This window comes from Micromonospora sp. PTRAS2, from assembly GCF_054052245.1.
The window spans coordinates 1,022,440-1,047,584 of record NZ_JBSWBU010000001.1 but is presented as its reverse complement, the minus strand read 5'-3'; the positions used below and the strand labels follow the sequence as shown (position 1 = coordinate 1,047,584).

Annotated in this window: 21 protein-coding genes; 14 read left to right on the top strand and 7 right to left on the bottom strand. The window is 71.1% G+C overall.

The window, feature by feature from the left end:
- Positions 1-12 precede the first annotated feature (12 nt).
- Genes ACVMYR_RS04975 through ACVMYR_RS04965 form a run of 3 tightly spaced genes read right to left on the bottom strand, consistent with a single transcriptional unit; the run spans position 13 to position 3,294 of the window.
- Entirely contained in the window at positions 13-522 is a 510-nt protein-coding gene (locus ACVMYR_RS04975; protein WP_457121175.1) for a hypothetical protein, read from the bottom strand.
- Positions 482-889: a hypothetical protein gene (locus ACVMYR_RS04970; RefSeq protein ID WP_457121174.1), complete on the bottom strand. Its 408-nt coding sequence runs from the start codon at positions 887-889 to the stop codon at positions 482-484. Before ACVMYR_RS04970 ends, ACVMYR_RS04975 begins: the two co-directional genes overlap by 41 nt.
- The gene (locus ACVMYR_RS04965; protein ID WP_457121173.1) at positions 886-3,294 is read right to left on the bottom strand and encodes an AAA family ATPase; all 2,409 of its coding nucleotides are present in this window, start codon (positions 3,292-3,294) and stop codon (positions 886-888) included. The genes ACVMYR_RS04970 and ACVMYR_RS04965 overlap by 4 nt, the downstream gene beginning before the upstream one ends.
- 149 nt (positions 3,295-3,443) lie before the next feature.
- Between ACVMYR_RS04965 and ACVMYR_RS04960 the strand changes: the two genes are divergently transcribed.
- The 5 genes from ACVMYR_RS04960 to ACVMYR_RS04940 all read left to right on the top strand — a co-directional run bounded on the left by ACVMYR_RS04960 (position 3,444) and on the right by ACVMYR_RS04940 (position 11,767).
- Complete coding sequence (locus tag ACVMYR_RS04960; protein ID WP_457121172.1) at positions 3,444-5,480, top strand: SAM-dependent DNA methyltransferase; 2,037 nt, start codon at positions 3,444-3,446, stop codon at positions 5,478-5,480.
- A gap of 20 nt (positions 5,481-5,500) precedes the next feature.
- Positions 5,501-7,117 (top strand): class I SAM-dependent DNA methyltransferase, encoded by a 1,617-nt coding sequence (locus ACVMYR_RS04955; RefSeq protein ID WP_457121171.1) that lies wholly within the window; start codon positions 5,501-5,503, stop codon positions 7,115-7,117.
- The gene (locus tag ACVMYR_RS04950; protein WP_457121170.1) at positions 7,110-8,333 is read left to right on the top strand and encodes a restriction endonuclease subunit S; all 1,224 of its coding nucleotides are present in this window, start codon (positions 7,110-7,112) and stop codon (positions 8,331-8,333) included. The genes ACVMYR_RS04955 and ACVMYR_RS04950 overlap by 8 nt, the downstream gene beginning before the upstream one ends.
- A gap of 30 nt (positions 8,334-8,363) precedes the next feature.
- Positions 8,364-11,579 carry a type I restriction endonuclease subunit R gene (locus ACVMYR_RS04945; RefSeq protein WP_457121169.1) on the top strand — a complete coding sequence of 1,072 codons (3,216 nt, stop codon included), beginning with the start codon at positions 8,364-8,366 and terminating at the stop codon, positions 11,577-11,579.
- A gap of 68 nt (positions 11,580-11,647) precedes the next feature.
- Positions 11,648-11,767 (top strand): type II toxin-antitoxin system PemK/MazF family toxin, encoded by a 120-nt coding sequence (locus ACVMYR_RS04940; protein ID WP_144082491.1) that lies wholly within the window; start codon positions 11,648-11,650, stop codon positions 11,765-11,767.
- A gap of 170 nt (positions 11,768-11,937) precedes the next feature.
- Here the strand turns inward: ACVMYR_RS04940 and ACVMYR_RS04935 are convergent, their stop codons facing one another.
- From ACVMYR_RS04935 to map, 3 genes are all read right to left on the bottom strand, one after another.
- Positions 11,938-12,342, bottom strand: a complete 405-nt coding sequence (locus ACVMYR_RS04935) for a type II toxin-antitoxin system VapC family toxin (RefSeq protein ID WP_077935260.1) — start codon at positions 12,340-12,342, stop codon at positions 11,938-11,940.
- On the bottom strand, positions 12,339-12,623 hold the full coding sequence (locus tag ACVMYR_RS04930) for a type II toxin-antitoxin system Phd/YefM family antitoxin (protein ID WP_077935261.1): 285 nt from the start codon (positions 12,621-12,623) through the stop codon (positions 12,339-12,341). Before ACVMYR_RS04930 ends, ACVMYR_RS04935 begins: the two co-directional genes overlap by 4 nt.
- Before the next feature lie 64 nt (positions 12,624-12,687).
- Positions 12,688-13,464, bottom strand: a complete 777-nt coding sequence (gene map / locus ACVMYR_RS04925) for a type I methionyl aminopeptidase (protein ID WP_457121168.1) — start codon at positions 13,462-13,464, stop codon at positions 12,688-12,690.
- Positions 13,465-13,530: 66 nt separating this feature from the next.
- Here map and ACVMYR_RS04920 point away from each other — a divergent pair, with 66 nt between their 5' ends.
- Positions 13,531-13,863: a helix-turn-helix domain-containing protein gene (locus ACVMYR_RS04920; RefSeq protein WP_077935263.1), complete on the top strand. Its 333-nt coding sequence runs from the start codon at positions 13,531-13,533 to the stop codon at positions 13,861-13,863.
- A gap of 25 nt (positions 13,864-13,888) precedes the next feature.
- Here ACVMYR_RS04920 and ACVMYR_RS04915 read toward each other — a convergent pair whose 3' ends face one another.
- Entirely contained in the window at positions 13,889-15,142 is a 1,254-nt protein-coding gene (locus ACVMYR_RS04915; protein WP_077935264.1) for a glycosyltransferase family 4 protein, read from the bottom strand.
- A 24-nt stretch (positions 15,143-15,166) separates the two neighbouring features.
- On the opposite strand from ACVMYR_RS04915, the gene ACVMYR_RS04910 reads away from it, so the two are divergent.
- The 8 genes from ACVMYR_RS04910 to ACVMYR_RS04875 all read left to right on the top strand — a co-directional run bounded on the left by ACVMYR_RS04910 (position 15,167) and on the right by ACVMYR_RS04875 (position 24,964).
- Positions 15,167-16,027, top strand: a complete 861-nt coding sequence (locus ACVMYR_RS04910; RefSeq protein WP_363632621.1) for an Fpg/Nei family DNA glycosylase — start codon at positions 15,167-15,169, stop codon at positions 16,025-16,027.
- Between the two features lie 266 nt (positions 16,028-16,293).
- Complete coding sequence (locus ACVMYR_RS04905) at positions 16,294-17,865, top strand: sugar transferase (RefSeq protein WP_176734105.1); 1,572 nt, start codon at positions 16,294-16,296, stop codon at positions 17,863-17,865.
- Between the two features lie 32 nt (positions 17,866-17,897).
- Positions 17,898-19,121 (top strand): sensor histidine kinase, encoded by a 1,224-nt coding sequence (locus tag ACVMYR_RS04900; RefSeq protein WP_396792948.1) that lies wholly within the window; start codon positions 17,898-17,900, stop codon positions 19,119-19,121.
- Entirely contained in the window at positions 19,118-19,879 is a 762-nt protein-coding gene (locus ACVMYR_RS04895; protein ID WP_457121167.1) for a LytR/AlgR family response regulator transcription factor, read from the top strand. Before ACVMYR_RS04900 ends, ACVMYR_RS04895 begins: the two co-directional genes overlap by 4 nt.
- Positions 19,880-20,087: 208 nt before the next feature.
- Positions 20,088-21,347: a carboxypeptidase-like regulatory domain-containing protein gene (locus tag ACVMYR_RS04890; RefSeq protein WP_431897452.1), complete on the top strand. Its 1,260-nt coding sequence runs from the start codon at positions 20,088-20,090 to the stop codon at positions 21,345-21,347.
- Between the two features lie 147 nt (positions 21,348-21,494).
- Complete coding sequence (locus ACVMYR_RS04885) at positions 21,495-22,205, top strand: response regulator transcription factor (RefSeq protein WP_396792952.1); 711 nt, start codon at positions 21,495-21,497, stop codon at positions 22,203-22,205.
- Positions 22,202-23,260 carry a HAMP domain-containing sensor histidine kinase gene (locus ACVMYR_RS04880; RefSeq protein ID WP_431897448.1) on the top strand — a complete coding sequence of 353 codons (1,059 nt, stop codon included), beginning with the start codon at positions 22,202-22,204 and terminating at the stop codon, positions 23,258-23,260. The genes ACVMYR_RS04885 and ACVMYR_RS04880 overlap by 4 nt, the downstream gene beginning before the upstream one ends.
- Before the next feature lie 183 nt (positions 23,261-23,443).
- Positions 23,444-24,964 carry a DUF4153 domain-containing protein gene (locus ACVMYR_RS04875; RefSeq protein ID WP_457121166.1) on the top strand — a complete coding sequence of 507 codons (1,521 nt, stop codon included), beginning with the start codon at positions 23,444-23,446 and terminating at the stop codon, positions 24,962-24,964.
- Positions 24,965-25,145 lie beyond the last annotated feature (181 nt).

The following is a 25,145-nucleotide window of genomic DNA, read 5'->3' as shown; positions in this document are numbered from 1 at the left end:
TCGGGCGCTCAGTCAGCTTGAGACGGCGGCCGGCGGTTTCGGCTGGTCCTGTGAACGCACGAAGTTGGTCGCATCGACGGTGGCGCTGACCAGGGCGCATGTCGTGGCGGTGAGGGCGAGCCAGAACGCTGCGGTGCTCTTCCAGTCCTCGGCGATTCGCACCGTGACGACCTCGCGGGTCTCCGGGGTCGCCCCGGAGAGCTTCCCCCGCGTGGCCGACCCGCTCGGATCCGGTTGACGGCGCCAGCCGAAGCGGGCGAAGAACTTGGCCCAGGTGTGGTTCGACCGGCCGCAACCGAAGATCACCCCGTTGACCTTCCGCCCGCACCGGCCGCCCTTCTGGGTGGTCACGCCGCACGTCGTCGGCGCCTTCACGGCGAGCACCCAGGCTGGGATAGCGATCATGATCGACGCCGACCAGGCAAGACTCATGAGGTCGAGCGTCACGAGGTAGTAGACGACGCCGACGATGGCCAGCGCCTCAACGCCGAGCATCAGCAGGGCGTAGTCCCGCTTCAGCATGTGGGGCCTCCAGGTGGTCAAGAAGAGTGACGAGGTCGAGAAGGTCGGTGCGGAGTCGGGCGAGCTCGGCTGCGGTGACGCCGAGTTCGTAGGAGTGGTGGTGACCGGCGCGGGACAGCGCCCACCACAGGTAGCTGGCCCGGTGCCCGAGCTCGGGGCCGGCGTAGTGGGCGAGCAGCAGCAGCTTCGGCCGCTGCGCCCGGGTCAGTCCGATCTCCGGGCAGATCCGGGCCCAGTACCGGTCCATCGCTGCTTCCAGTTCATGGCGCAGCAGCCAGGCGCACGCCCTGGGCCAGGCTCCTCGCGCGCCCCGGATGACGCTGGTGAGCATGCGGTCGGCGGCGGCGAGGTACGGGGACGTCGTCATCGCAACCGCCGCACGAGCGAGGCGGTGTTGTCGACCATGGGCTGGAGGGGCATGGTCCGATGACCGTGGACCGCCTGCGCCACCGCCCTGACCGTCCGGGTGGCCTGCGCGCCGTAGTCGCGGTCGAGCCGGGCGAAGAGGTCCGACCGGGGCACGATGCGGCCGAAGAGCCCGAGGCTGAGCCGGTCCTGGACGCTGTGCGCCCGGCTCAGCTCCTCCTGGATCTGGTGGTAGGGCGTGCCGCGCTCGTGCTGGGCGGCCCGGTAGCGATCCATGCTCACCGACTCGATCGCGGACCGGCAGAACCCGGCCACCATCAGATCCTTCACCTCGTCCCGGATCTCGGCGGCGACCAAGGCGCGGGCATCGTCGAGGTAGCGGTCCGCCGGGTCGGAGACCGGACGGACCTCGACGATCGAGCCCTCCCGGCGAGTCACCGCGCGGACGTCGGCCTCGATGTCGAGCCGACGGATCGCTTCCGGCAGCCGGTCGTCGTGGGTGAACACGATGACCTGCCGGGTCAGGGCGATCTCCCGCAACACCTCGGCCAGGCCGTCGATCTTGGTGGGGTCCATGCTCTGCACCGGGTCGTCGATGATCACGAACCGGTGCGGACTGGCCTCGGCGCAGGCGCGGGGCAGGAAGACCGCCAGCCCGAGGGCGTGCAGCTCACCCTGGCTCATCACCGCGAGGGCGTTGGTCTCGACGCCGTCGGCGGCGACGGGGAACAGGACCCGACGGGTGTTGTTCACTCCTTCCATCCGCAGGTGGCGCATCTCGACGTTGCTCTCCTGCCGCAGCTTCTGCCAGATCCGGTCCGACTGCACGGCGAAGTCGGCCAGTCGATCGGCGCGCATCGCCTTGTCGGCGCTGTCGAGCGCCGTCCGGGCCTTGGTGAGCAGGGCAAGGGCCGGCGCTTCGGCCCGCACCAGGGTCGCGGCGTCGACCCAGCGCCGGATCGCGGCACCGGGCTCACGCCAGGCGTCGTGACGCTGGGCGAGCCAGTCGGCTGCCGCCGACGCGAGCGCGGTGTGTGCTGCGACGACGCCGGGCCAGGCGGCCCGGTCGGCACCGAGCACGGCGAGAGCCTCGCGCATCGCCGTGCTCTGCGCGGGAAGGTGGGGTGCCAGCGCGGTGGCGACTGGTGCCAGGAGCCGACCCACAGCGCCGACCAGCCCGTCGACCGCCCGGCGGGCGTGTACGAGTGCCTGCTCGGCCCTACGCGCCGCCTCGGCGGCTGCGGCCAGCCGGTCGAGTTCCTTCTCCGCCTGCATACGCCAGTCCTGGTCGAGGGTGCCCGCCTGGCACACCGGGCAGGGGCCGTCGCCCCGGTCGTGGTGCACGTCGAGTGCGGCCCGCAGCAGGTGGGCGCTCCGGTCGGCGACGCCGCTGTCGGTGGCGCTCGCCCGCCGCACCGCCGCCTCGGCCTCGGCCAGCGCGGCCAACGCCGGACCGAGGTCGGGCAGGTCCTGCTCGGCGAGCCGCCGCGCGGCTGCCGCCGCGTGCTCCTCCGACGCGGCGGTGTCGCTGCGGGCCAGGTCGGCCAGCCTGGTCAGGTCGGCCCGGCCGGCCTGCGTGCCGAGGGCGCTCAGGGCGTCGCGGGCACGCTCGTCGTCGAGCCTGCCGAGCTGTTCGCGCAGCTCGGTGAAGGCCGTCTTGAGCGCCTTGGCCCGGTCCTCGTAGTCCTTGCGCCGCAGCCTCAGCCGGGCATCGGTGTCGCGCAGCGCCCCGAGGCCGAGGATCGGCGCGATCGCGTCGTACAGTTCGGCCGGCGTGGCGGTGATGATCCGTTCGAGATCCCGGGCGGACAGGAACGGCCGGTAGCGGGCGGCCTGGCCGAGCCACTGCGGCACCTGACCGGGCGGCATCGCGGCGCCGCCGATGGTCGTGGTGACCGTCGCGCAGGTCAGGTCGGTGGAACCGGCCGGCCAGGTGCGGCGGGTCGTCACCTGCTGGCCGGAGTCGAGCCGGAGGCTGAGGCGGATCTCCGGTGCGCCCTCGTGGTGCAGGTTCCGCCAGCCCTCGCGGAAGGCCGACGGGCGCTGCGCCCAGCGCGCGGAGTCCTCGGTCAGCGCGTACTCGATGGCCTCGGCGATGCTGGACTTCCCGGAACCGTTGCGGCCCACGAAGACGGTGAGCCCGGTCTTGGGCAGCCGCCCGACCGTGACCGGCTGGCCGATTCCGCGGAAGCCGGCGGCCCGGATCTCCTCCAGGAACGCCTGGGGCTTGGCGTCGACCGACTCGCCGGGCTCGGGCGACGAGGGAAGGGCCTCACCCCGCAGCACGGCGTCGAGGCCCTGATCGCCGTGGAAGGCGGCACGGACCAGGTCGCCGACCTCGCGGGGCACCTGGGACCGCTGAAGGCGGTCGGAGAGTTCCTGGTAGAGCGTGAGCGTGTCGTCCATCAGACCCCCTGATGTTGTTGGCGCATCGAGGGAATCGCAGATCGGTCGCCTAGACTTTCCTACTTACTGTTATCCGGGGATAACAAGGTTTCAATCGACTGAGCTTCCTGAGAACTCATACCGTGACCGCCAGAGCGAGGAGGTGAGCCATGGAGCCGGAGTTGATGTCGCAACGCGAGATCGCACTGCTCGCACGCGTCAGAAAGCCAGCGGTCATCACCTGGCGTCGGCGGCACCCCGACTTCCCCGCACCTGTCTCGGGCGACCACGGCCAACCGCTCTTCTCCGCAGATGCGGTTGTGGCCTGGCTGCTCCAGACCGGGCTCGGCCACGCCGACCCCGACACCCTGCGCGCCGAGCAGTCCATGCACACGCTGGCGGCGTTCGCCCGGCGGCACGGCGGCCGGCGCACGGTCGTCGTCCTCGGTGCCGCGCTGTGCCTCCGCCACCTCGCCGGCCGCACGCTGCCAGCCGATCCCCTGCCGCTGGCCCGCCGCCTCGATCCCGAGGACGACTTTCTGTTGCGCGAGCTGGCCGACGCGCCTGATCCTGCCAGGCTCACCCAACTGGTCGAGCAACTGATCGAGGGTGCCTACGACCCCTGGCGCAGTTGTCGGTTCCTGCTCAGCTCCGCCAACCGACTGGGCTGGCCGGAACTGACGGCCGACGCGCTCACCCCGGAGACGGTCACCCTGATCCGCCGGGTCGCCGACCTGCCGGCCCGGCTCCGCGCCCACGGCACCGTCACCATCGCCGACGCGAACGCGGGCAGCGGCGACCTGCTGGCCGCGCTCGTGACCGATCAGGACCGCGACAACCTGCGCGTCAACGCGGCCGTCGCCGACGACGAACTCGCTCGCCTGGTGCGCCGGCAGTTGCTCCTCGCCGAGTTGCCCGAGTTCCAGTTCGACGTGCGCGCCGACGAGCTGAGCGAGGAGTTCGCGGACCCGGACCTCATCGTCACCCGGCTCCCCTACCAGCCGGTGGAGAGCCGCGACGCCCTCACCGACCTCGACCGGGTCGAGGCCATCGCCGATCTGCTCGGGCAGAGCCGCACGGCGATCGTCGTCGGCCCCGCCAGCAGCCTCGTCGACAGGCTGCGGGACGGGCCTGCGGTAATGCGCCGAGCGGCGTTGCTGCGCAGCGGTGTCGTCGAGGCGATCGTGCGGCTGCCGGGCGGTGTCTATCCGGCCAGGCCTGGCTATCCCGCCGCGCTGTGGCTGCTGACCCGCGAGCCGAATCCCACCACCAGGGGCCGCGTGCTGCTCGCCGACCTCGGCGGCACCGCGCTCGACCAACCCACCATCGAGTCCGCAGCCGAGGACATCCTGCTCTGGCGCGCCGAGGGGCACCGCCCCGACGGCCACGATCCGCGCACCGGCCGGGTCGTCCCGTTGGAGAGCCTCGATCTGCACCGGGGTGCCGCACTCCGGCCGCCGGGGCCGGCATCGGTCACCCTGCGGACCCGGCTGGCCGACGACCGCCCCGCGCTCGTCGGCGAGGTCGAGCGCCGTCTCGCCGACGCCGAGCAGGAGGCCATCGAGTACGCGGCGGAGCACGGCCCCCTGAACACCGGGGCGGCGCAGCGCGACGGAGTCAGGCCGAAGGAGCTTTCCCTCGCGGCGCTACGAACGGCGCGCCGGGTCCGCCAACTTGCCGGGCACCGCCTCCGCCCTGAGCATGTCGGACCTCGTGGTCACCACCGGGTCATCGGCGCGGCGGAAGTCCTCGCGCAGGCGTCCGACCGCTGGATGGACCGGCTCGTGCTCGCAGCGGAATACCCGCACGTCACCTTCACCGACCCGGGGGACCTCGTGGTCACCCGCGTGCCCCGGTTCGGCGTCTTCCTCGACGACGGCGGCTTCTCGGTGATCGAGTTCCCGGCCTGCGGCCTGCGCATCTCTCGCGGCGACTCGTTGACCCCCCGGGTGCTGCGGGCCCTCCTGGCCACCGCCCGCAACACCGCACGCAGCCCCGGCGCAGTACGCGGCCCACGGCTTGGGGACGCCACGATCCCCGACCTGAGCCGGGACGAGGCGACCCGCCTCGACGAGGTGCTGCGCCGCCTGGAGGAACGCGAGCGTCTGCTCCACCGGCAGGCCGGCCTCCTGGCCGAGTTGCGCGCGCTCGCCGTGACCGGCTTCGCCGACGGCACCCTCACGACTCTGTACCGTACGAACTCCTGACCGAGAGAACGGAACACACAGTGCCACCACGTAAACGCGCCACCGGACAGGCCGAACTGTTCGGCGTGTCCAGCACCAAGCAGATCCAGGACATCCTCTGGAAGGCCGCCGACAAGCTGCGCGGCTCCATGGACGCCGCGCAGTACAAGGAGTTCGTCCTCGGCCTGGTCTTCCTCAAGTACGTCTCGGACGCGTTCGCCGAACGCCGCGACCAGATCGAGGCCAGCCTCTCCGACATCCCGGAGAACCGGCGCGCCGCCTTCCTGGACGAACGCGACGAGTACACCAGCGCCAACGTCTTCTGGGTCCCGGAAACTGCACGGTGGGACTACCTGGTGGAGAACGCGCCCAGTGGCGTCGGCGAACTGCTCGACGACGCCATGGACGCGATCATGCAGGAGAATCGAGCGCTGAAGGGCGTCCTCCCAAAAATCTTCAACCGGGACAACGTCGACCAGAAGCGGTTGAAGGAACTCGTAGACCTGATCAGCGACGCCCGATTTACCGGCCACGGCGATCGCAAGGCGCAGGACGTCCTCGGCGAGACGTACGAGTATTTCCTGGAGCGGTTCGCCCGCGCCGAGGGCAAGCGGGCGGGTGAGTTCTACACCCCGTCCAGCGTGGTGCGGATTCTCGTCGAGGTGTTGGAGCCCTACGAGGGCCGGGTCTACGACCCGTGCTGCGGCTCCGGCGGCATGTTCGTGCAGTCGAAGAAGTTCGTGGAGAAGCACGCCGGGCGGGAGCACACCCACGACATCGCCATCTACGGCCAGGAGGCCAACGAGCGCACCTGGCGGCTGGCGAAGATGAACCTCGCCATCCATGGCATGGACCCGGTAGGCATCGGCGACCGTTGGGGCGACACGTTCGCCGACGACAAGCACCCGGACATGCGGGCCGACTTCATCATGGCCAACCCGCCGTTCAACATGAGCGACTGGGCGCGCCGCGAGTCCGACCCGCGCTGGCGCTACGGCACGCCGCCGCAGAGCAACGCCAACTACGCCTGGCTCCAGCACATGCTCTACAAGCTGGGCGACCGGGGCAGCGCGGGCGTCGTCCTCGCCAACGGCTCGATGTCCTCCAAGCAGTCCGGCGAAGGTGAGATCCGCAAGGCCATGGTCGAGGCGGACTTGGTGGCCTGCATGGTCGCCCTCCCGCCGAACCTGTTCCGCACCACCGCCATCCCCGCCTGTCTGTGGTTCCTCACCAAGGACAAGTCACCGCAGGGCGCGAAGGCGCTGGCCGACCGACGCGGCGAAGTCCTCTTCATCGACGCCCGCGCGCTCGGCACCATGGTCGACCGCACCGAACGCGTCCTCACCGACGAGGACATCGCCAAGATCGCCGACACCTACCACGCCTGGCGCGGCACCAAGTCCGCAAAGGCCAAGGGCCAGACGTACGAGGACCAGCCCGACTTCTGCTACTCCGCGAGTCTAGAGGAGGTCGTAGCTAAGGATTATGTCCTCACTCCCGGCCGTTACGTCGAAGCGGCCGAAACGGAAGAATTCTCAAATGCCGAGCCAATTGGCGATCAGATCGATCGACTCACCAAAGAGCTTTGCACTTACTTCGACGAATCGGCCCACCTTGAGACTGTCGTGCGCCGCCAGCTCGGGAGGCTCGATGTCTGACTGGCCAGTTGTTGAGTATCGAACTCTCTCGTCATCAGATCGATCCGCATTCTCAATGGGACCATTCGGCTCAAAGATAACCAAAGAGAACTACGTTTCCACTGGAGTGCCTGTAGTTCGCGGCGTGAATCTCGCTCGCGGCATCTTCGCCGACGAGGATTTCGTCTACATCGAGCCCCATAAGGCGGATGAGCTCATGGCCGCCAACGTAGCACCCGGAGACTTAGTATTCACACATCGCGGCACTATTGGGCAGGTCTCAATGATACCGCGAAGGCCAAGATTCGATCGCTATGTTATTGGCTCAAGCCAGGTCAAAACCCGACTAGACGAGTCGGTTGCAGTTCCCGAATTCTACTACTATTGGTTTATTTCACCTGCTGGCCAGAGATCCATCCTCGCGAACACTTCAACGGTAGGCGTACCCGGCATCGCAACGCCTTTGACTTCAATAAGGGCGTTGCGCGTTCCACTGCCGCCACTTGCAACGCAACGAGCCATAGTGCAAGCACTGGGGGCACTAGACGCCAAGATTGGAGTAAATGATCGCATCGCGGCAGCCTACGAGAGGCTATTTCAGGCGAAGTTCGCCGCCCTGGGCATGACAGACGAGGGCGAGTGCGCCATCACCGAGTTGATCGACTTCAATCCGCGAACCCCGCGCCCCGCTTTGGAGAGCGCGGTCTACGTCGACATGGCGGCCCTACCTACACGCCAATCATCTATCCGAACGTGGGCGCACCGTCCCCCTAAGGGCGGTAGTCGCTTCCAGAATGGGGACACACTACTGGCCCGCATCACCCCTTGCCTAGAGAATGGCAAAACAGGATTCGTGAACTTCCTCAACGAGAATGAAGTCGGGGTCGGGTCAACCGAGTTCATCGTGATGCGATCCAGGAAGGGAATACCTCACGAATTATCCTACTTCCTTGCACGAGATCAACGCTTCCGAACGAACGCTATCCGCAAGATGGCCGGCTCTTCTGGACGCCAGCGAGTGAGCGCTGTCGACGCAGCGCAGTTTTTCGTCCGCCGACCGGATCCCGGCCAGCTATCGGCCTTTGGAGACGAGGCGGGAGCTGCTTTCCGCCATCTAAAGTCTCTCATGGAGGAGTCACGTGCGCTTGAGCGTCTGCGAGACATTTTACTGCCGGAGTTGATGTCGGGTCGGTTAAAGGTCAAGGACGTCGAAAAGGTTGTCGAAGAAGCAGTTTAGGTAGACAAAGGTTCACGGGGAGGGGCTGGGATGGGGTTGGATGGGCGATTGACCGAGGCTGGCTGGGAGGCACTCGCGCTGGATCAGCTCGGCGAGCTTGGCTGGGAGCCGGATGCCGGGAAGGACTTCGCGCCTGGGTCGGGGCAGCGGCGGGACTGGGCCGAACTGGTGCTCTTCCAGGATCTCCGGGCGGCCGTCGAGCGACTCAACCCCGACCTGCCCCCCACAGCGGTCGCCGACGCGGTGCGGGCCGCTACCGAAGTCGCCTCACGGGAGGCGTTCGCTGAGAACCGGGAGGCGCACAAGCGACTGGTGCACGGCATCTCCATCGTCTACACCGACGCCTACGGTGCCGAGCACAACCCCACCGTGCGCCTGGTTGACCTGCACGACCCCGGCCGCAACGTCTACCGGGCGATCAACCAGGTCACGATCATCGACGGTGATTCCCGGCGGCGGCTCGACGTCGTGCTCTACCTCAACGGGCTGCCGGTCGCCGTCGTCGAGCTGAAGAACGCCGCCGACGAGAATGCCACCCTCACCGGCGCGCACGCTCAGCTTGAGACGTACCTCGCGGAGTTCCCGCTGGCGTTCCGGTACGCCGTGCTGTGCCTGGTCTCCGACGGGATCACCGCGAAGTACGGCACCCCGTTCACCCCGTACGAGCACTTCGCGCCGTGGAACGTTGACGACGAGGGCGTTCCCGTCGACACCACCGCGCCCGACTACGACGGCCCGGAGGCGCTGATCGTCGCTCTCCACGGCCTGTTCAACCAGCGGCGCTTCCTGGAGCTGGCCGGCGGCTTCGTCAACTTCACGCCGAAGGGCAAGCGGATCGCCAAGGCGCACCAGTATTTCGCGGTCGTCCGGGCCGTCGAGTGCATCGTGCGGGCCTCGCGCAGCGACGGGAAGGCGGGCGTCGTCTGGCACACCCAGGGCTCCGGCAAGTCCGAGGAGATGGTCTGCACGGCGGCGCTGACCAGCCGTCAACCGGCGCTGAAGAACCCGACCATCGTGGTACTCACCGACCGCACCGACCTCGACGACCAGCTCTACGGCACGTTCCAGGACAGCCAGTTGCTGCTCGGCCAGGAGCCGGAGCAGGCCGAGACCCGCGCCGAGCTGCGCGACAAGCTGTCGAACCGGAACGCGGGCGGCATCATCTTCACGACGTTGCAGAAGTTCGGGCGTACGCGGGAAGAGCGGGAGGCCGGGCGGGCGCATCCGCTGCTCTCCGACCGGCGCAACATCCTGGTTATCGTCGACGAGGCGCACCGCAGCCACTACGACAGCCTCGACGGCTACGCCCGCCACCTGCGCGACGCGCTGCCCTACGCCACGTTCATCGCCTTCACCGGCACGCCGATCGCCAGCGCCGAGGTGAACACCCGCGCCGTCTTCGGTGACTACATCGACGTGTACGACCTCAAGCGCGCCGTTGACGACGAGGCAACCGTGCGGGTCTACCACGAGCCGCGGATCATCCCGGTGTCGCTGCCGCCGGACATCGACCCGGACAGCATCGACGAGCAGGTGGAGACGCTCACCGCCAGCCTGGACGACGCCGAGCGGCGCAGGGCCGAGGCATACGCGGCCACCATGAACACCATCTACGGTGCCCCCGACCGGGTCGAGACCCTGGCGAAGGACCTCGTCGCACACTGGGAGAAGCGGCGCGAGCTGATGAAGCCTCAGCTCGGCGGGCCGGGCAAGGCGATGCTTGTCTGCGCGACCCGGGAGATCTGCGTCCGGGTCTTCGACGCCATCAAGGAGCTAAAGCAGCAGGACCGCTGGGCGGACCCGGCCGTCGACAAGGGCAAGATGAAGATCGTCTTCCACAGCGCCCCCAGCGACGAGGAGATGTTCCGTCCGCATCACCTGCGCCCGTCGCAGCAGAAGATCGTCCAGGCCCGCGCCAAGAACCCGGACGACCCGCTGGAGCTGCTCATCGTGCACTCGATGCTGCTCACCGGCTACGACGCGCCGCCGATCCACACCATCTACATGGACCGGCCGATGAAGGGCGCCAACCTCATGCAGGCGCTCGCCCGGGTCAACCGTCGCTTCCGGGAGAAGCAGGACGGGCTGCTGGTCGGCTACGCCCCGCTGACCGAGAACCTGCGCAAGGCGCTCACCGAATACACCCCGAGCGACCAGGAGGACCAGACCCTGGGCCGGGACATCGACCGGGCGGTCAGCGAGGTGCACAACGAGATAGCCGCCATCGAGGCCATGGTGGCCCCGGTCAAGTGGCGGGCGATCCTCGACGATGCGAAGATCCCGGCCCGCTGGTTGCGGGCGGTGCGGAAGACGGTCAACTTCCTGCGCGATCCGCGCACCCCTGGCAACGTCGTCGAGCCCGGCACGAAGCCGCTGCACCAGCGGTTCCGCGACTCGGCGGGCCGGCTGGAGCGGTTCTACGCGCTCTGCTCCAGCAGCAACTACTTCGTTGATCGTGCCGGCGACATCCAGCGCCTGCGCCGCGACATCCAGTTTTTCCGGGACGTCCGGGTCTGGATCGTGAAAGAGGAGGCCGCCGACCGGGAGGCCAGGGGCCTGCCCAACACGGCTCAGGTCGAGCGCTACCTGGCCGCGCTCGCCGCCGAGGTGGTCGACGCCGCCGATATCACCGACATCTACGAGGAGGCGGGCCTCGGCAAACTCGACATCACCGAGCTCAACGAGGTCGCGTTGCAGCGCCTGCGGGACTCGGAGACCCCACACCTCGCCGTCTCCGCGCTCCGTCGGCTGATCGAGCAGAAGATGCGTGAGGTCACCAAGCACAACGTGGTTCGTCAGGAGCGATTCTCCGCCCAGCTAGAAGACCTGATGAATCGCTACATGCGCCAGCAGTTGACCAGCGCGCAGCTCATCGTCGAGCTGGTCGAGCTAGCCAAGCAGGTGTCGGCGGACGCCCGGCGCGGCCACCAGTTCGACCCTCCGCTCAACCACGCCGAGCTGGCCTTCTACGACGCCGTCGCGCAGAACGGCGCGGCCACCGAGCTCATGGGCATCGGCACCTTGGCCGAGATCGCCCGGGAGCTGGTCCGGTCGATCCAGTCGTCGATCACGGTCGACTGGTTCTCCCGTGAGCCGGTGCGTGCCAAGCTCCGCAGCCACATCCGCCGGCTGCTGGCTCGCTACGACTACCCGCCGGACCACGAGCGCGCCGCCGTCGATCTGGTCATCCGGCAGATGGAGACCTTCGCCAACGAGTGGGCCCCGGGAGGCAACACCCAGCGGTGACCGGACGTCGACCTAACCGCAGCCAGGCAGGTCAGGTGCGGTGAGGTCACGTTTGACGGACCAGCCGGATCAACTGCACCGACCTGCACACCGTCGACAAACCTCGCCTGCGCCGACGACTCGGCAGGTTGGCACCGGCAGAGCTCCACCGCGTCGAAGAGTGCGTCCGACAGGTTCTCGGCCTGTAGCCGATCCGCTCGTCGTCCTCGCGGTCAGCCAGCAGCAGACCGAGGGGCGACACCTTGGGCGGAAGATCGCGCTCGATCAGGGAAGGAGTGGCATCGTGGCCGCTTGGAGGCCACTATTTCCGCGATCGGGCACGACCTTGCACCCCTCACCCCGCTGCCGTGTCACAGGGTCAGGTGGCTGGCTGGTCGGTGCCGGGAGCCGCGACCGGCACGCCCACCGAGGCTGCGATGTCCGCCATCCGCTTGTCGTACGTGACCAGCACGTCGAGCGCATCACCGAGAACCTGGGCACTCGCCACGTGCAGGGCATCCAACGTGCGGATCCCGGTGGGGAGAGCTGCCGCGAGATCCCGAACCTCCTCGGTCAGCAGGATCTCGGTGAAGTTTCGGGCCAGCATCTGCATGGCGTCCGGATAGTCGCCGATCCGGTCGAGGGTGCGTACCGTCTCGACGAATCCCACCGAGCTGGTCGCCATCGGCACACCAGCCCGGCTTTCCAGGAACTCTTGCAGCTCGGTGGCGTAGGTGCGGCCGGAGAGCAGTGTGATCAGGGCGGACGAGTCGAGGTAGATCAACGTTCGTCGTCCTCGCGGTCGGCCAGCAGCAGGTCAAGGGGCGACACATCGGGCGGTGCATCGTAACGGGGTAGCCGGTCGAGGTCGCTCGTGGTGGTCGCCTTGAGGCGGATCACGCCTTTGGCCACCAGGGAGGTGTATCTGCCGAGCGTCCCAGCGCCCGGCAGCAGCACGGCGATCACGCTGCCGTGCCGCGTCACCTCGATCGTCTCGCCCCGTTCCACCCGGGCGAACATCGCGCTGGGATTGTAGGAGAACTCGCGCACAGACACGGTGCTCATCGCACGCCTCCCTTGTGCCGACAACGCCACCACTGTACCCACAAACCGTTCTACGGCGGCACGACTACGCCTGCCTCGGCAGGGTGAGGATCTCGGCCCCGTCCTCGGTGATGGCGATCGTGTGCTCGCTGTGCGCCGTGCGGCAGCCCGTCTTGCTGCGCAGCGTCCACCCGTCTTCGTCGGTGACCAGCTCGTCGGTGTCCGCCATGATCCACGGCTCCAGGGCCAGCAGCAGCCCGGGGCGCAGCTTGTAGCCCCGGCCGGGTCGCCCGGTGTTGGACACGTGCGGGTCCTGGTGCATGGTCGACCCGACGCCGTGCCCGCCGAACTGGGTGTTGACCGAGTAGCCGGCGGACTGCAACGTCGTGCCGATGGCGTGGGAGATGTCGCCGATGCGTGCCCCCGGCCCGGCGGCGGCGATGCCGGCGGCGAGCGCGCGTTCGGTCGCGGCGATCAGCGACACGCTCTCCGGAGACTTGGAGTCGCCCACGATGAAGCTGATCGCGGAGTCGGCGACGACGCCGCCCACGGAGACGGCGAGGTCGAGGGAGAGCAGGTCGCCGTCGGCGAGTGCGTAGTCGTGGGGCAGCCCGTGCAGCACGGCGTCGTTGACGGAGGTGCAGATGTAGTGGCCGAAGGGCCCGCGCCCGAAGGACGGCGCGTAGTCGACGTAGCAGGACGACGCCCCGGCCTCGACGATCATGGCCTGGGCCCACCGGTCGATGTCGAGGAGGTTGGTGCCCACCTCGCAGCGGCCCCTGAGCGTCTGGAGGATCTCGGCGACCAGGGCGCCGGCCTCCCGTGCCCGGGGCAGTTGGGTGGGGCTCAGGATCTCGATCATGCGGCGCCTTCCTCGTGCCACCAATAACTATCCCGGCCATACTATCCCGGTACTAGAATCGGCCGCATGGTCAGGTTGCCGCTCACCCCCGAGGAGGTCGAGCGCGGGCAGCGCCTCGGCGCCCTGCTGCGCCACGCCCGGGGGGACCGCTCGATGCTCCACACCGCGCTCGACGCCCGCGTCTCGCCGGAGACCCTTCGCAAGATCGAGTCGGGGCGCGTGGCGACCCCGGCCTTCTCGACCATCGCGGCGATCGCCGACGTCCTCGGCCTCTCCCTCGACGCCGTGTGGGCCGAAATCAACCGGGCCGAGATCAACAAGGCCGAGGTCGACAGGCCCGTGCGCGCCATCGAGCCGACCGACCCCCGCCGCCACGCACCCGAGCGGCTCGCCTCGTAGCAGCCGCCGAAAGGCTCGGGAAAGCTCAGCGCGCCAGCGAGGCGTACACGTCGATGAGGCGCTTGGTGACCACGTCGGGGTGGAACGTACGCTCGTAGCGCAACCGCGCCGGTGCGGCCAGCGCCGCCGCGCCCGCGCGGGCCACCGGCAGCGCGGCGGCCATCGCGGCCGGCTCCGGGGCCACCACCCAGCCCGTCTCGCCCTCCTGCACCCCGTGCGGCAGCGGGACGCGACCCACCCCGGGGGCGGCCGTGGCGACGGCGGCCGGGCCGGTGCCGGCGGGCTCGCGGGGGGCGTCCGCGCCGACGAGGTACGGGATGCCGCCGAGGGCGGTGCCGAGCACCGGCCGCCCGCTGGCCAGCGCCTCGATGATCACCGTGGGCAGCACGTCGTGCCAGGTGGACGCGGCGATGATCACCGCGCTGGCGTCGATGGCGGCGCGCACCCCGGCGCGGTCCAGCGGCCCCAGATAGGTGACGTCGGCGCGCTCGGCGGCGGCGGCCTCGGCCAGGTGGCGCAGCTCGCCGTCCCCGGCGATGCGCAGCGGCCCGAGGGAACCGTCCGGGTGCCGCCGCCAGGCGTCCAGCAGCAGCCCCAGCCCCTTCTCGGGGGAGAGCCGCGCCATGTAGAGGAAGCCGTCGCCCAGCGGCGCGGGGATGCCCGGGTCGGGGATGCCGTTCGGCTTCACCACGATCCGCTCCGCCGGCACCCCGTAGTCGCGCAGGTGGTCGCCGACGGCGCTGGTGAGGGCGATGAACCGGTCCACCGAGTGCCAGGTGCCCCGGTGCACGGCCAGGGTGGTGGCCATCAGCGCGCTCTGCGCCCGCGACCCCCGGTAGCAGCGGTGCACGATCGCCGGCACGCCGAGCGCCCGGCCCCGGCAGTCCTGGCAGATCACCCCGTCGCGGAAGTAGAGCCCGGAGGAGCAGACCTGCCGGTAGTTGTGCACCGTCTGCACCACCGGCACGTTGTGCTTGTGCGCGGTCCGCACCACCCAGGGCGAGAGCAGGGGGTACGGGTTGTGCAGGTGCAGCACGTCCGGCCGGTGCTCGGTGATCAGCCGGCTCAGCTCCTGCTGGGCGCGGGGGGCGTAGATCGGGGAGATCGGCAGCAGCGCCTTCGCCGTCTTCGGCAGGCTCGGGATCTCGTCGGAGCTGCGCAGGAACGGCAGCACCTCCACCCCCGCCGCGCGGAGCTGGGCGATCTCCGCGTCGACGATGGTGTTCTCGCCGGACGGCTGGGCTTCCCGATACCGGTTGTGCGCCACCACGATTCTCACGGGAAGGAAGGCTACCGTTGAACGATGCCCGAACTTCCCGAGGTGGAAGCGCTAGCCGGCTACCTGCGGGAGCGCGCCGTGTCCCGGCGCGTCGACCGGGTCGAGGTCGCCGCGATCAGCGCCCTGAAGACGTACGATCCGGCGCCGGCCGCCGTGTCGGGGCGCACGGTGACCGACGCGCGGCGGCACGGCAAGTTCCTCGACGTCGTCTTCGACGGCGACCTGCACCTGGTGGTGCACCTGGCGCGGGCCGGCTGGCTGCACTACCGGGAGTCGTTCCCGTCCGGTGTGCCGCTGCGCCCCGGCAAGGGGCCGATCGCGCTGCGGGTGCGGCTCGACGACGGCTCCGGCTTCGACCTGACCGAGGCGGGCACCCAGAAGAAGCTGGCCGCCTACCTGGTGGCCGACCCGGCGACGGTGCCGGGGGTGGCGAAGCTCGGCCCGGACGCGCTCGCCGCCGACCTGCCCACGTTCGCCGCGCGCATCCGCAGCCGGCGGGGCCAGGTCAAGGGGGTGCTGACGGACCAGTCGGTGCTGGCCGGGGTCGGCAACGCGTACTCCGACGAGATCCTGCACGCGGCGAAGCTGTCGCCGTTCGCGCTGACCGACCGGCTCACCGACGATCAGGTCGCCGCCCTGCACGGGGCGACCGGGCGGGTGCTGGGCGACGCGGTGTCCCGGTCGCTGGGACACCGGGCGGCGGAACTGAAGGGTGAGAAGCGTTCGGGGCTGGCCGTGCACGCCCGCACCGGCCTGCCGTGCCCCGTCTGCGGCGATACGGTCCGGGAGGTCAGTTTCGCCGATTCGAGCCTGCAATATTGCCCGACCTGTCAGACCGGCGGGAAGCCGTTGGCTGACCGACGGTTGTCGCGAATCGTACGGTGAGTAACGACACCCGGGGGTTACGGAGGGGATTCGCCTCCGGAGCGCCGATCCTCCCGGTCCGCGCCTCTACCCGGTCCGTCATCCATCGGTATAGTGGCCCGGTCCCCGGCTTTTCGCACCTGAGGTGGAGCCGGCCGGATCCCATGCGGCGCACTGGGCGCGAACTCCCTCGGGTCGACGTCCGGCGCGGGCCCCGCGTGGGAAACTGAACGGTGGGCGACCCGGGCCCTCACTGCGAGTGAGCGGCGCGCGTCATGCGGGAGGACATGGGTGAGGTGACGACTAGCCTCCAGCGCCCGGTAACCAACACAGGCCGGAGCCAACTCGTGCGGCACGTCGACAGCTTCGAGATCCAGCCGCCGACACCGCCGTCCCACAACGGTGTCCCCCGGTCGGCGTGGGCGCGGGCCCGCCGGCGCGTCTCCCGCTGGCACCGCCCCTACACGGCCGCCCTGCTGCTGGTCGACTTCCTCGCCGTGGTGCTGGCCGACTGGGCCGCGCAGGAGGCGTTCGGGCAGGCCCGGGCCGGCTTCTACAACGCCCAGGCGGACCCGACCTGGTTCTACACGGTCGCGTTCCTGCTGCTGCCGCTCGGCTGGCTGGTCATCCTCTGGGGCAACCGGGCCTACGACCGGCGTTACATGGGGCTCGGGCCGGACGAGTTCAAACGGGTGATCCGTGCCGGCGTGGCGGTGGCCGCCACCGTCTCGTTCATCGCGTTCGCCACCAAGACCGACCTGTCCCGCTACACCGTCGGTTTCGCGCTGCTCGGGGCGTTGGTGCTGATCCTGTTCGGCCGCATCCTGGCCCGGTTCACCCTGCACGCGGTGCGCCGCCGGGTCGGCCAGGCCGGGCACCGGATGGTGTTGGTCGGCACCCTGCCGGAGTGCCTGGAGGTCTACACCGCGGTCACCCGCAACCCGAGCGCCGGGCTGGTCCCGGTGGCCATCCACATCACCGACGGCTACGCGGCGGCCCGGGGCATCCAGACCCCCGTCCCGGTGTACGCGGGCCGCGACGTCCTCGCCCTGGTGCGGGAGGTCGGCGGCGACACGATCGCGGTCTGCGGCTCCGCCAGCGCCGAGCCGGGCGAGCTGCGCCGGCTGGCCTGGCAGCTCGAAGGCTCCGGCGTCGACCTGGTGGTGGCCCCGCAGCTCACCGACATCGCCGGCCCCCGGGTGCACATCCGCCCCATCGAGGGGCTGCCGCTGCTGCACGTCGAGGAGCCGACCCTGTCGGGCCCGGCGCTGCTGGCCAAGAACCTGATGGACCGGGTCGCCGCCGGCCTCGGCCTGCTCCTGCTCGTGCCGGTGTTCCTGGCGATCGGGGCGGCCATCCGGCTCTCCGACCCCGGCCCCGTCTTCTTCCGCCAGCCCCGGGTCGGCCACGAGGGCCGCACGTTCCGGGTGTGGAAGTTCCGCACCATGTACGTCGACGCCGAGGACCGGCTCGCCGGCCTGGTCGACCAGAACGAGACCGACGGCATGCTGTTCAAGATGAAGCACGACCCCCGGGTCTTCCCGGTGGGCCGCTTCCTGCGGGCCTCCTCGCTCGACGAGCTGCCCCAGTTGATCAACGTGCTGTGGGGCGAGATGTCGCTGGTGGGGCCGCGTCCGCTGCCCGCCGACGACGGCGACTTCCTCGGCGACGTGCGCCGCCGGCTGCTGGTGCGGCCCGGCATGACGGGGCTGTGGCAGGTCTCCGGCCGCTCCGACCTGTCCTGGGACGAGGCCGTCCGGCTCGACCTCTACTACGTCGACAACTGGTCTTTGGCATACGACCTGAGCATCCTGTGGCGCACGGTGGGCGTGGTGCTGGCCCGCAAAGGCGCGTACTAGCGCGCGGCGACGACAGCCGTCAGGATCGCGGGGTGGCTGGCAACCTCTCCGCCGTGCTCGGCGTCGTCTCCCTGGTCACCGCGCTGGGCGCCGCCCTGTACGCGGTGGTCCGGCTGCGCGCCCGCCGGGGCATCGCCACCGCCACCCAGCGGGCCACCTACGAGGTGCTGCACACCGCCGGGCTGGCCGCCGAGCCGCTGCGTACGGGCCTGAGCGCGGCGGGCGCGGCGAAGGCCGTACGCCATCTGCGGGCCCTCGTCGGCGCGGCCGGGCTGGCCCTGACGGACCGGGACGCGCTGCTCGCCCTCGACGGGCGCGGCACGCACCACGCCGACCAGCTGGTCGCGGCGGCCCGGCGGGCGGCCTCCGGCGGGCGGTCGACGGTGCTGGGGGAGGCGGAGCTGCACTGCGACCGGGTCGACTGCCCGGTGCGGGGCGCGGTGGTCGCGCCGCTGCGCGCCGACGGCCGGGTGGTCGGCGCGCTGATCGCCGTCGCCGACGGCCCGCCCGCCCCGGGGCTGGTGCAGGCCACCCTGGAGACGGCGCACTGGGCCGGCAACCAGCTCGCCCTGGCCGAGCTGGACGCCTCCCGGGAGCGGCTGGCCCGCGCCGAGGTACGCGCGCTGCGCGCCCAGATCAGCCCGCACTTCATCTACAACGCGCTGACCGCCATCGGCTCCTTCGTGCGCACCGACCCGGAACGGGCCCGGGAGCTGATCCTGGAGTTCGCCGAGTTCACCCGCTACTCCTTCCGGGCGCACGGCGAGTTCACCACCCTCGCGGAGGAACTGCGCTCGATCGACCGCTATCTGACCATCGAACGGGCCCGGTTCGGCGACCGGCTGCAGGTGCGGCTGCAGATCGCCCCGGAGGTGCTGCCGGTGACCCTGCCGTTCCTCTGCCTCCAGCCGTTGGTGGAGAACGCCGTCCGGCACGGGTTGTCCCGCAAGCCCGGCACCGGCATGGTGAGCATCGAGGCCCGCGACGCGGGCGCCGAATGCCACATCACGGTGGAGGACGACGGAGTGGGCATGGACCCGACGACACTGACCGCCGGCATCGCCGAGCTGGCCGGGGCCGGCAGCGACCCCGCCGACGACCCGGGCCAGCACGTCGGCCTGTCGAACGTCGACGAGCGGCTCCGCTCGGCCTTCGGGGACCGGTTCGGCCTGGTCGTCGAGACGGGCCTCGGTTCGGGCACGAAGGTGAGCATGCGGGTGCCGAAGTTCCACCCCGGTGTGCGGGTCGCCTCGTGACCAGCCCCGGCTTCCTGCGGGTGCTCGCCGTCGACGACGAGCCGCCGGCGCTGGACGAGCTGGCGTACCACCTGCGGGCCGACCCCCGGGTGGCCCGGCTGCACACGGCGGGCGACGCCACCGAGGCGCTGCGGGTGCTCCGCGACGCCGACGTGGACGTGGTGTTCCTCGACATCCGGATGCCCGGCCTCGACGGGATGGAGCTGGCCCGGGTGCTGCGCCGGTTCGCCCGGCCCCCGGCGATCGTCTTCGTCACCGCGTACGACGACGGGGCGGTGGACGCGTTCGACCTGGGCGCGACGGACTACGTGCGCAAGCCGGTGCGGGCGGAGCGGCTGGCCGAGTCGCTGCGCCGGGTCATCGGCTCCCGGGTGGTCGCCACGCATCCGGCGGCGCTGGCCCGCGCCGAGGAGGACCCGACGATCCCGATCGAGCTGGCGGGGACGACGCGGATGCTGCCCCGTTCGGCGGTGCGCTGGGTGGAGGCGCAGGGCGACTACGCCCGGCTGCACACCACCGACGGCTCCCACCTGGTGCGGGTGTCGCTGGCCACCCTCGCCGAGCGCTGGGCCGACGCCGGGTTCGTCCGCACCCACCGGTCGTACCTGGTGCAGCTCAAGCTCATCGCCGAGCTGCGGCTGGTCAACTCCGGGTACGTGGTGGTGATCGACTCGGCGGAGCTGCCGGTGAGCCGCCGGCACACCCGGGAGCTGAAGGACAAGCTGGTGCGCGCCGCCAAGCAGGACTGGAACCGCTGACCGGGCGACCCGCCGCCGACGGTCGCGGCCGGGGGTTCCGGCGACGCACTTTCGGTGACCGATCGATCATCGTGCGTATATTCTGCTGCTACCGATTCCGCACGGGGGCGCCGGACCGGGTTGAGCGGAGCCTGCGGTGGCCGTCCCCACCTCTCACGTTGGGACGCAGATGCGCCTACCTCTCCTACGTCGCGCCTCCGTCGCAGGCATGCTTGTCGGTGCCGTCGTGCTGGCCGGGGCGCCCCCGGCGTTCGCGACGGAGACCGGCACGATCGTCGGACGGCTGACCACCAGCAGCGGTGCCGCCGCCACCAACATCCCCCTCGTGGTCTACCCCAGTGGCGAGTACGAGCACGTCGCCTCGGCCCAGACGGACAGCACCGGAGACTGGACGGTCACCGGCCTGGCCCCCGGCCGGTACACGGTCATGTTCTACGCCGACGGTATCGAGCAGTACTACCGGCAGACGACGGAGCTGCGAGAAGCCGACGACGTGATCGTTACCGCCGGCGAGACGGCCCGGGCCGACGACCAGATCCTGCCGACCGGCTTCCTCACCGGGCAGATCACCGACACCTCGGGCCAACCGGTGTCCGACCTCGGCGTCAACGCGAGCGAGGCCGACGGCTCCCAGTGGGGCGCGGGGCGGACCGATGAGGACGGGCGGTACCGCATCAGGGTGCGGCCCGGCACCTACCATCTGCGTTTCGAACCTGTCGAGGGCTCCTTCCAGAAGCAGTACGTGCCAGGGAAGCTCGACCGGGAGGACGCCGGCCGGTTCGAGGTCACGGCCGACGCGGACACCGTCGTCGACGAGACGGTGCTGCCGACCGGCAGCCTCTCCGGCCGTTTCACCACCACCTCGGGCACGCCGCTGACTTCGGCAGACGTCTCGGTCACCACGGTCAACGGGTACAACGGAATCAACGCGCGGACCGACGCGACGGGCACCTTCACGATCCCGACCCTGCTCGCCGGCTCGTACAAGGTGCGCTTCAGGAAAGGCAGCCGGGAGCAGCACTACCGGGGCAAGCTCGACCTTGAGAGCGCCGACGCGGTGGTGGTGCGGGGCGGAGAGCAGACCAGCATCGAGGACAGCCTGCTCGGCACCGGATCGGTGCGGATCTCGGCGGTGAACTCGGTCACCGGGGCGCGGGTGACCAACTTCTGCGCCCACGCCGCGTACAACGACTACCAGGAAGTGTGCAGTTACAACGGCCAGGTCACCCTCACCGGCGTGCCCCAGGGCCGGCACGACATCTTCCTGTACGCGCCGGACAAGTCGTACTTCTCCCAGGATCTCCTCGGCGTCGAGGTGGTCGCCAACCAGACCACCGTGCTCAGTCCGAAGCTGCTCCCCAAGGCCGTCGTCACCACCACACCCACTGGTCAGGGGATGCGGCCAGCCGGTTCACCGGTGCCAACGACCGGCACGCTCCCGGTGAAGTTGGTCGTCCCCACGAGCTGAGCTGGCACGGGTCGGGGCCGGCGGCGCGCTGCCGCCGGCTCCGATCCGCGTTGTCCACCGGGTTATCCACAGGTGTGGAGAGTTCTCCACAGGTTGTTCACAACGCTCCCCACCGATCTCCACAGCCGCTGCCTACAGTCAGCTGCCATGAGGGAACGCAGGATCCTGGTGGTCGAGGACGAGCGGACGATCGCCGAGTCGGTCGCCGCCCGGCTGCGGGCCGAGGGATTCACGGTGGAGACCGCCGGGGACGGCCCCACGGCGGTCGCCCGGTTCCGGGCGTGGCAGCCCGACCTCGTCGTACTCGACGTGATGCTGCCCGGCTTCGACGGCCTGGAGGTGTGCCGGCGGATCCAGGCCGGGCCGCCCGACACCACGGCGGCGGTCCGCGCCCACCGGCCGGTGCCGGTCCTCATGCTCACCGCCCGCGACGACGAGACCGACCTGCTGGTCGGGCTGGCCGTCGGCGCGGACGACTACCTCACCAAGCCGTTCTCGCTGCGCGAGCTGGCCGCCCGGGTGCACGTGCTGCTGCGCCGGGTCGAGCGGGCGGCGGCCGCCGCGCCCGCCGCGCTCACGGTCGGCGACGTGGAGATCAACCAGGCCGAACGTCGGGTGTCACGGGCCGGCGTCGAGGTGCACCTGACGCCCACCGAGTTCGACCTGCTGGTGCACCTGGCCGGCCGACCGCGCACGGTGCTGCCCCGGGAGCGGCTGCTCGCCGACGTCTGGGGCTGGGCCGAGGGCTCCGGCACCCGCACCGTGGACAGCCACGTCAAGGCCCTGCGGCGCAAGCTCGGCGCGGACCTGATCCGCACCGTGCACGGCGTCGGGTACGCGCTGGAGGTCCAGCCGTGACCGACCGCCTCGTGACCTGGCTCAACAAGGTGCTGCCCCGCCCGCTCGACCCGGTCCGCTCGATCAAGGTGAAGCTCGGCCTGCTGCTGGTCGCGTCGGGTGCCGCCGGGATGGGCTACTTCTGGTGGGCCATCGGCTGGCTGCCGCCGATGACCTCGCTGACCGCGATCGGCCTGGCCCTGCTCACGTCGCAGGTGCTGGCGCACGGGATGACCTCCCCGCTGCGCGAGATGACCGCGGCGGCGGGGGCGATGGCCCGGGGCGACTACTCCCGGCGGGTGCGCGCCACCTCGCGCGACGAGGTGGGCGAGCTGGCCCACGCGTTCAACAAGATGGCCGCCGACCTCGCCGCCGCCGACCAGCGTCGGCGGGAGCTGATCGCGAACGTCTCGCACGAGCTGCGTACCCCGATCACCGCGCTGCGGGCGGTGCTGGAGAACCTGGTCGACGGGGTCGCGCCCACCGAGCCGGCCGCGCTGCGGACCGCGCTGGCCCAGACGGAGCGGCTCGGCCACCTCGTCGCGGACCTGCTCGACCTGTCCCGGTTGGACGCCGGGGTGGTGCCGCTGCGCCGGGTGCGGATCGACCTGGTCGACTTCCTCGGCGAGGCGGTGGAGCACGCGGCGGCGACGTCCGCCGGGGTCGGGCGCGACGTCCGGTTCCGGCTCCGCCCGCCGACGGCCCCGCTGACCGGGTACGCCGACCCGGGGCGGCTCCACCAGGTCTTCGCGAACCTCCTGGACAACGCCGCCCGGCACAGCCCGCCCGGCGGGACGGTGCTGGTCAGCGCGGCGGAACGCGACGGCCGGCTGCACTTCGAGGTGGCCGACGAGGGCGACGGCATCCCGGTCGAGGAGCGGTCCCGGGTGTTCGAGCGGTTCACCCGGGGCGACCGGTCACCCGGCGGCGGCACCGGCCTGGGGCTGGCCATCGCGCGCTGGGTGGTGGAGCTGCACGGCGGCACGATCGCCGTCCTCGATCCGCACCCGGAGTCGCCCGGCGCACCCCCGGGCTGCCGCATCCGGGTCACCCTCCCGGCCACCGCCCCGCTCTGACCCGGTCTCTTCCGCTCTTCTCCCTTCCCGGCCCGACTTGTCCCTTCCCGGCCCGACCGAGGAGTCACCATGCCTGTTGCACCCCAACCCGCCGGGAGATCTTGGTACGAAACGGCCCCCATGAGGGCGCATTCGTACCAAGATCTGAAGGCGTCGGGGGCGACAAGCGGTGCTCGGCCCGTCGTGCTCGGCGCGGTGGGCGGTGCCGCCGTCGTCGCGGCGACGGTCGTCCCGCTCGACCGCCCCGGCCTCGGTTGGCCGCTCGCCGCGCTCGTCGCCACGGCCGCCCTGGTGACGGCGGCCCGCGCCAAGTCCACCCCTGCCGCCACGGCGGCACCGGCGGCACCGGCGGCACCGGCCGATGCCACGGCCACGGCCCCAGCTCCCGCCGAGAGCGGCGGGGACGCAGCGGGGGTGGCCCGTCCCGACGCCACGGGGGCGCCGGGGCGGGCCGCCCGGCTGGCCTGGACCGCCGCGACGATCGCCCTCGTCTCGGTCGGGTACGTCCGGGCCGCCGGCTGGCTCTTCACGCTCTGCCTGCTCGCCGCCGTGGTCACCGGAGCGCTCGCCGTGGTGGGCGCCCGGACGCCGCTCGGCATGCTGGCCGCCGTCGCGCTGACCCCGGCCGCCCCGTTCCGGGCGCTGCCCTGGGCGGTACGGGGTGCGCGCCGCGTCGGCCCGGCCGCCTCGACGCTGCGGCGCGCGCTCGCCACCGGCGCCGCCTCGGTGGGACTGCTCCTCGTCTTCGGCCTGCTGCTCGCCTCCGCCGACGCGGTCTTCGCGGACCTGCTCACCGGCGCGCTGCCCGAGGTCGGCGTCGGCGGGGCGGTCGGCTGGCTGTTCCGCGTCGCCCTGGTCGGTGGCGGGCTGCTCGGCGCGGCGTACCTGGTGATCGCGCCGGCCGACCTGGACAGGCTGCGGGTCGCCCCGGCCCGGTCCGTGCGCCGGCTGGAGTGGGCCGTGCCGCTGGCCCTGCTCGACGCGCTGTTCGCCGCGTTCGTGCTGGTGCAGCTCGCCGTGCTGTTCGGCGGCTCCGCGCACGTGCTGCGCACCGCCGGCCTCAGCTACGCCCAGTACGCCCGCGGCGGGTTCTGGCAGCTCCTCGCGGTCTCCGCGCTGACCCTGCTGGTGATCGCCGGGGCGGCCCGCTGGGCGCCCCGCACCACCCGCGCCGACCGAGTCCTCGTCCGGGTCCTGCTCGGCACGCTCACCGCACTCAGCCTGGTCGTCGTCGCCTCGGCGCTGTATCGGATGCAGGTCTACGCCGACGCGTACGGGGCCACCCGGCTGCGCCTAGTGGTGGCCGCCGTCGAACTGTGGCTCGGGGCCCTGTTCGTGCTGGTCGGCGTGGCCGTGCTGCTGCTGCGGGCGGGCCGGCTGCCCGTGCTGGTGGTGGGCACGGCGGTGCTCGCCCTGCTCGGGCTGGCCGCGGTGAACCCGGACCGGCTGATCGCCGAACGCAACGTCGACCGGCACCGGCAGACCGGCCGGATCGACGTGTCGTACCTGTCGGGGCTGTCGGCCGACGCGGTGCCGGCGCTGGCCCGGCTGCCCGAGCCGCTGCGCTCGTGCGCGCTGCGGGACCTCGCCGGCACGTTGCCGGCCGACGGTGCCTGGACGGCCAACCTGGGCCGGGCGACCGCCCGCGACCTGCTCGCGGCGGGGCCGATCGGCGCGCCGGCCGTCGACTGCGGGAACCGGTGAACCGGGGCGATGCGCCCAGCGGCCACACCGGTCTTGACATTCCCACCGATCGGGCCAGACTGCCGGGGTGGCCGCACCCGACGACCCCGCACCGGCACCCCGGGCACCGGCCCGGGACGAGACGCCGGGCGGCACCCCGGGCCAGGCGACAGGCGCAACGCCGACCGCGCCCGGCCGGACC

What these genes read in the sequence shown, in the direction of transcription:
- ACVMYR_RS04930 (WP_077935261.1), bottom strand. Translation starts at nt 12,623, where the DNA reads ATGAGCACCGTGTCTGTGCGCGAGTTCTCCTACAATCCCAGCGCGATG.
- ACVMYR_RS04890 (WP_431897452.1), top strand. Translation starts at nt 20,088, where the DNA reads ATGCTTGTCGGTGCCGTCGTGCTGGCCGGGGCGCCCCCGGCGTTCGCG.
- ACVMYR_RS04905 (WP_176734105.1), top strand. Translation starts at nt 16,294, where the DNA reads ATGGGTGAGGTGACGACTAGCCTCCAGCGCCCGGTAACCAACACAGGC.
- ACVMYR_RS04950 (WP_457121170.1), top strand. Translation starts at nt 7,110, where the DNA reads ATGTCTGACTGGCCAGTTGTTGAGTATCGAACTCTCTCGTCATCAGAT.
- ACVMYR_RS04945 (WP_457121169.1), top strand. Translation starts at nt 8,364, where the DNA reads ATGGGGTTGGATGGGCGATTGACCGAGGCTGGCTGGGAGGCACTCGCG.
- ACVMYR_RS04920 (WP_077935263.1), top strand. Translation starts at nt 13,531, where the DNA reads ATGGTCAGGTTGCCGCTCACCCCCGAGGAGGTCGAGCGCGGGCAGCGC.
- ACVMYR_RS04970 (WP_457121174.1), bottom strand. Translation starts at nt 889, where the DNA reads ATGACGACGTCCCCGTACCTCGCCGCCGCCGACCGCATGCTCACCAGC.
- ACVMYR_RS04910 (WP_363632621.1), top strand. Translation starts at nt 15,167, where the DNA reads ATGCCCGAACTTCCCGAGGTGGAAGCGCTAGCCGGCTACCTGCGGGAG.
- map (WP_457121168.1), bottom strand. Translation starts at nt 13,464, where the DNA reads ATGATCGAGATCCTGAGCCCCACCCAACTGCCCCGGGCACGGGAGGCC.
- ACVMYR_RS04965 (WP_457121173.1), bottom strand. Translation starts at nt 3,294, where the DNA reads ATGGACGACACGCTCACGCTCTACCAGGAACTCTCCGACCGCCTTCAG.
- ACVMYR_RS04960 (WP_457121172.1), top strand. Translation starts at nt 3,444, where the DNA reads ATGGAGCCGGAGTTGATGTCGCAACGCGAGATCGCACTGCTCGCACGC.
- ACVMYR_RS04975 (WP_457121175.1), bottom strand. Translation starts at nt 522, where the DNA reads ATGCTGAAGCGGGACTACGCCCTGCTGATGCTCGGCGTTGAGGCGCTG.
- ACVMYR_RS04885 (WP_396792952.1), top strand. Translation starts at nt 21,495, where the DNA reads ATGAGGGAACGCAGGATCCTGGTGGTCGAGGACGAGCGGACGATCGCC.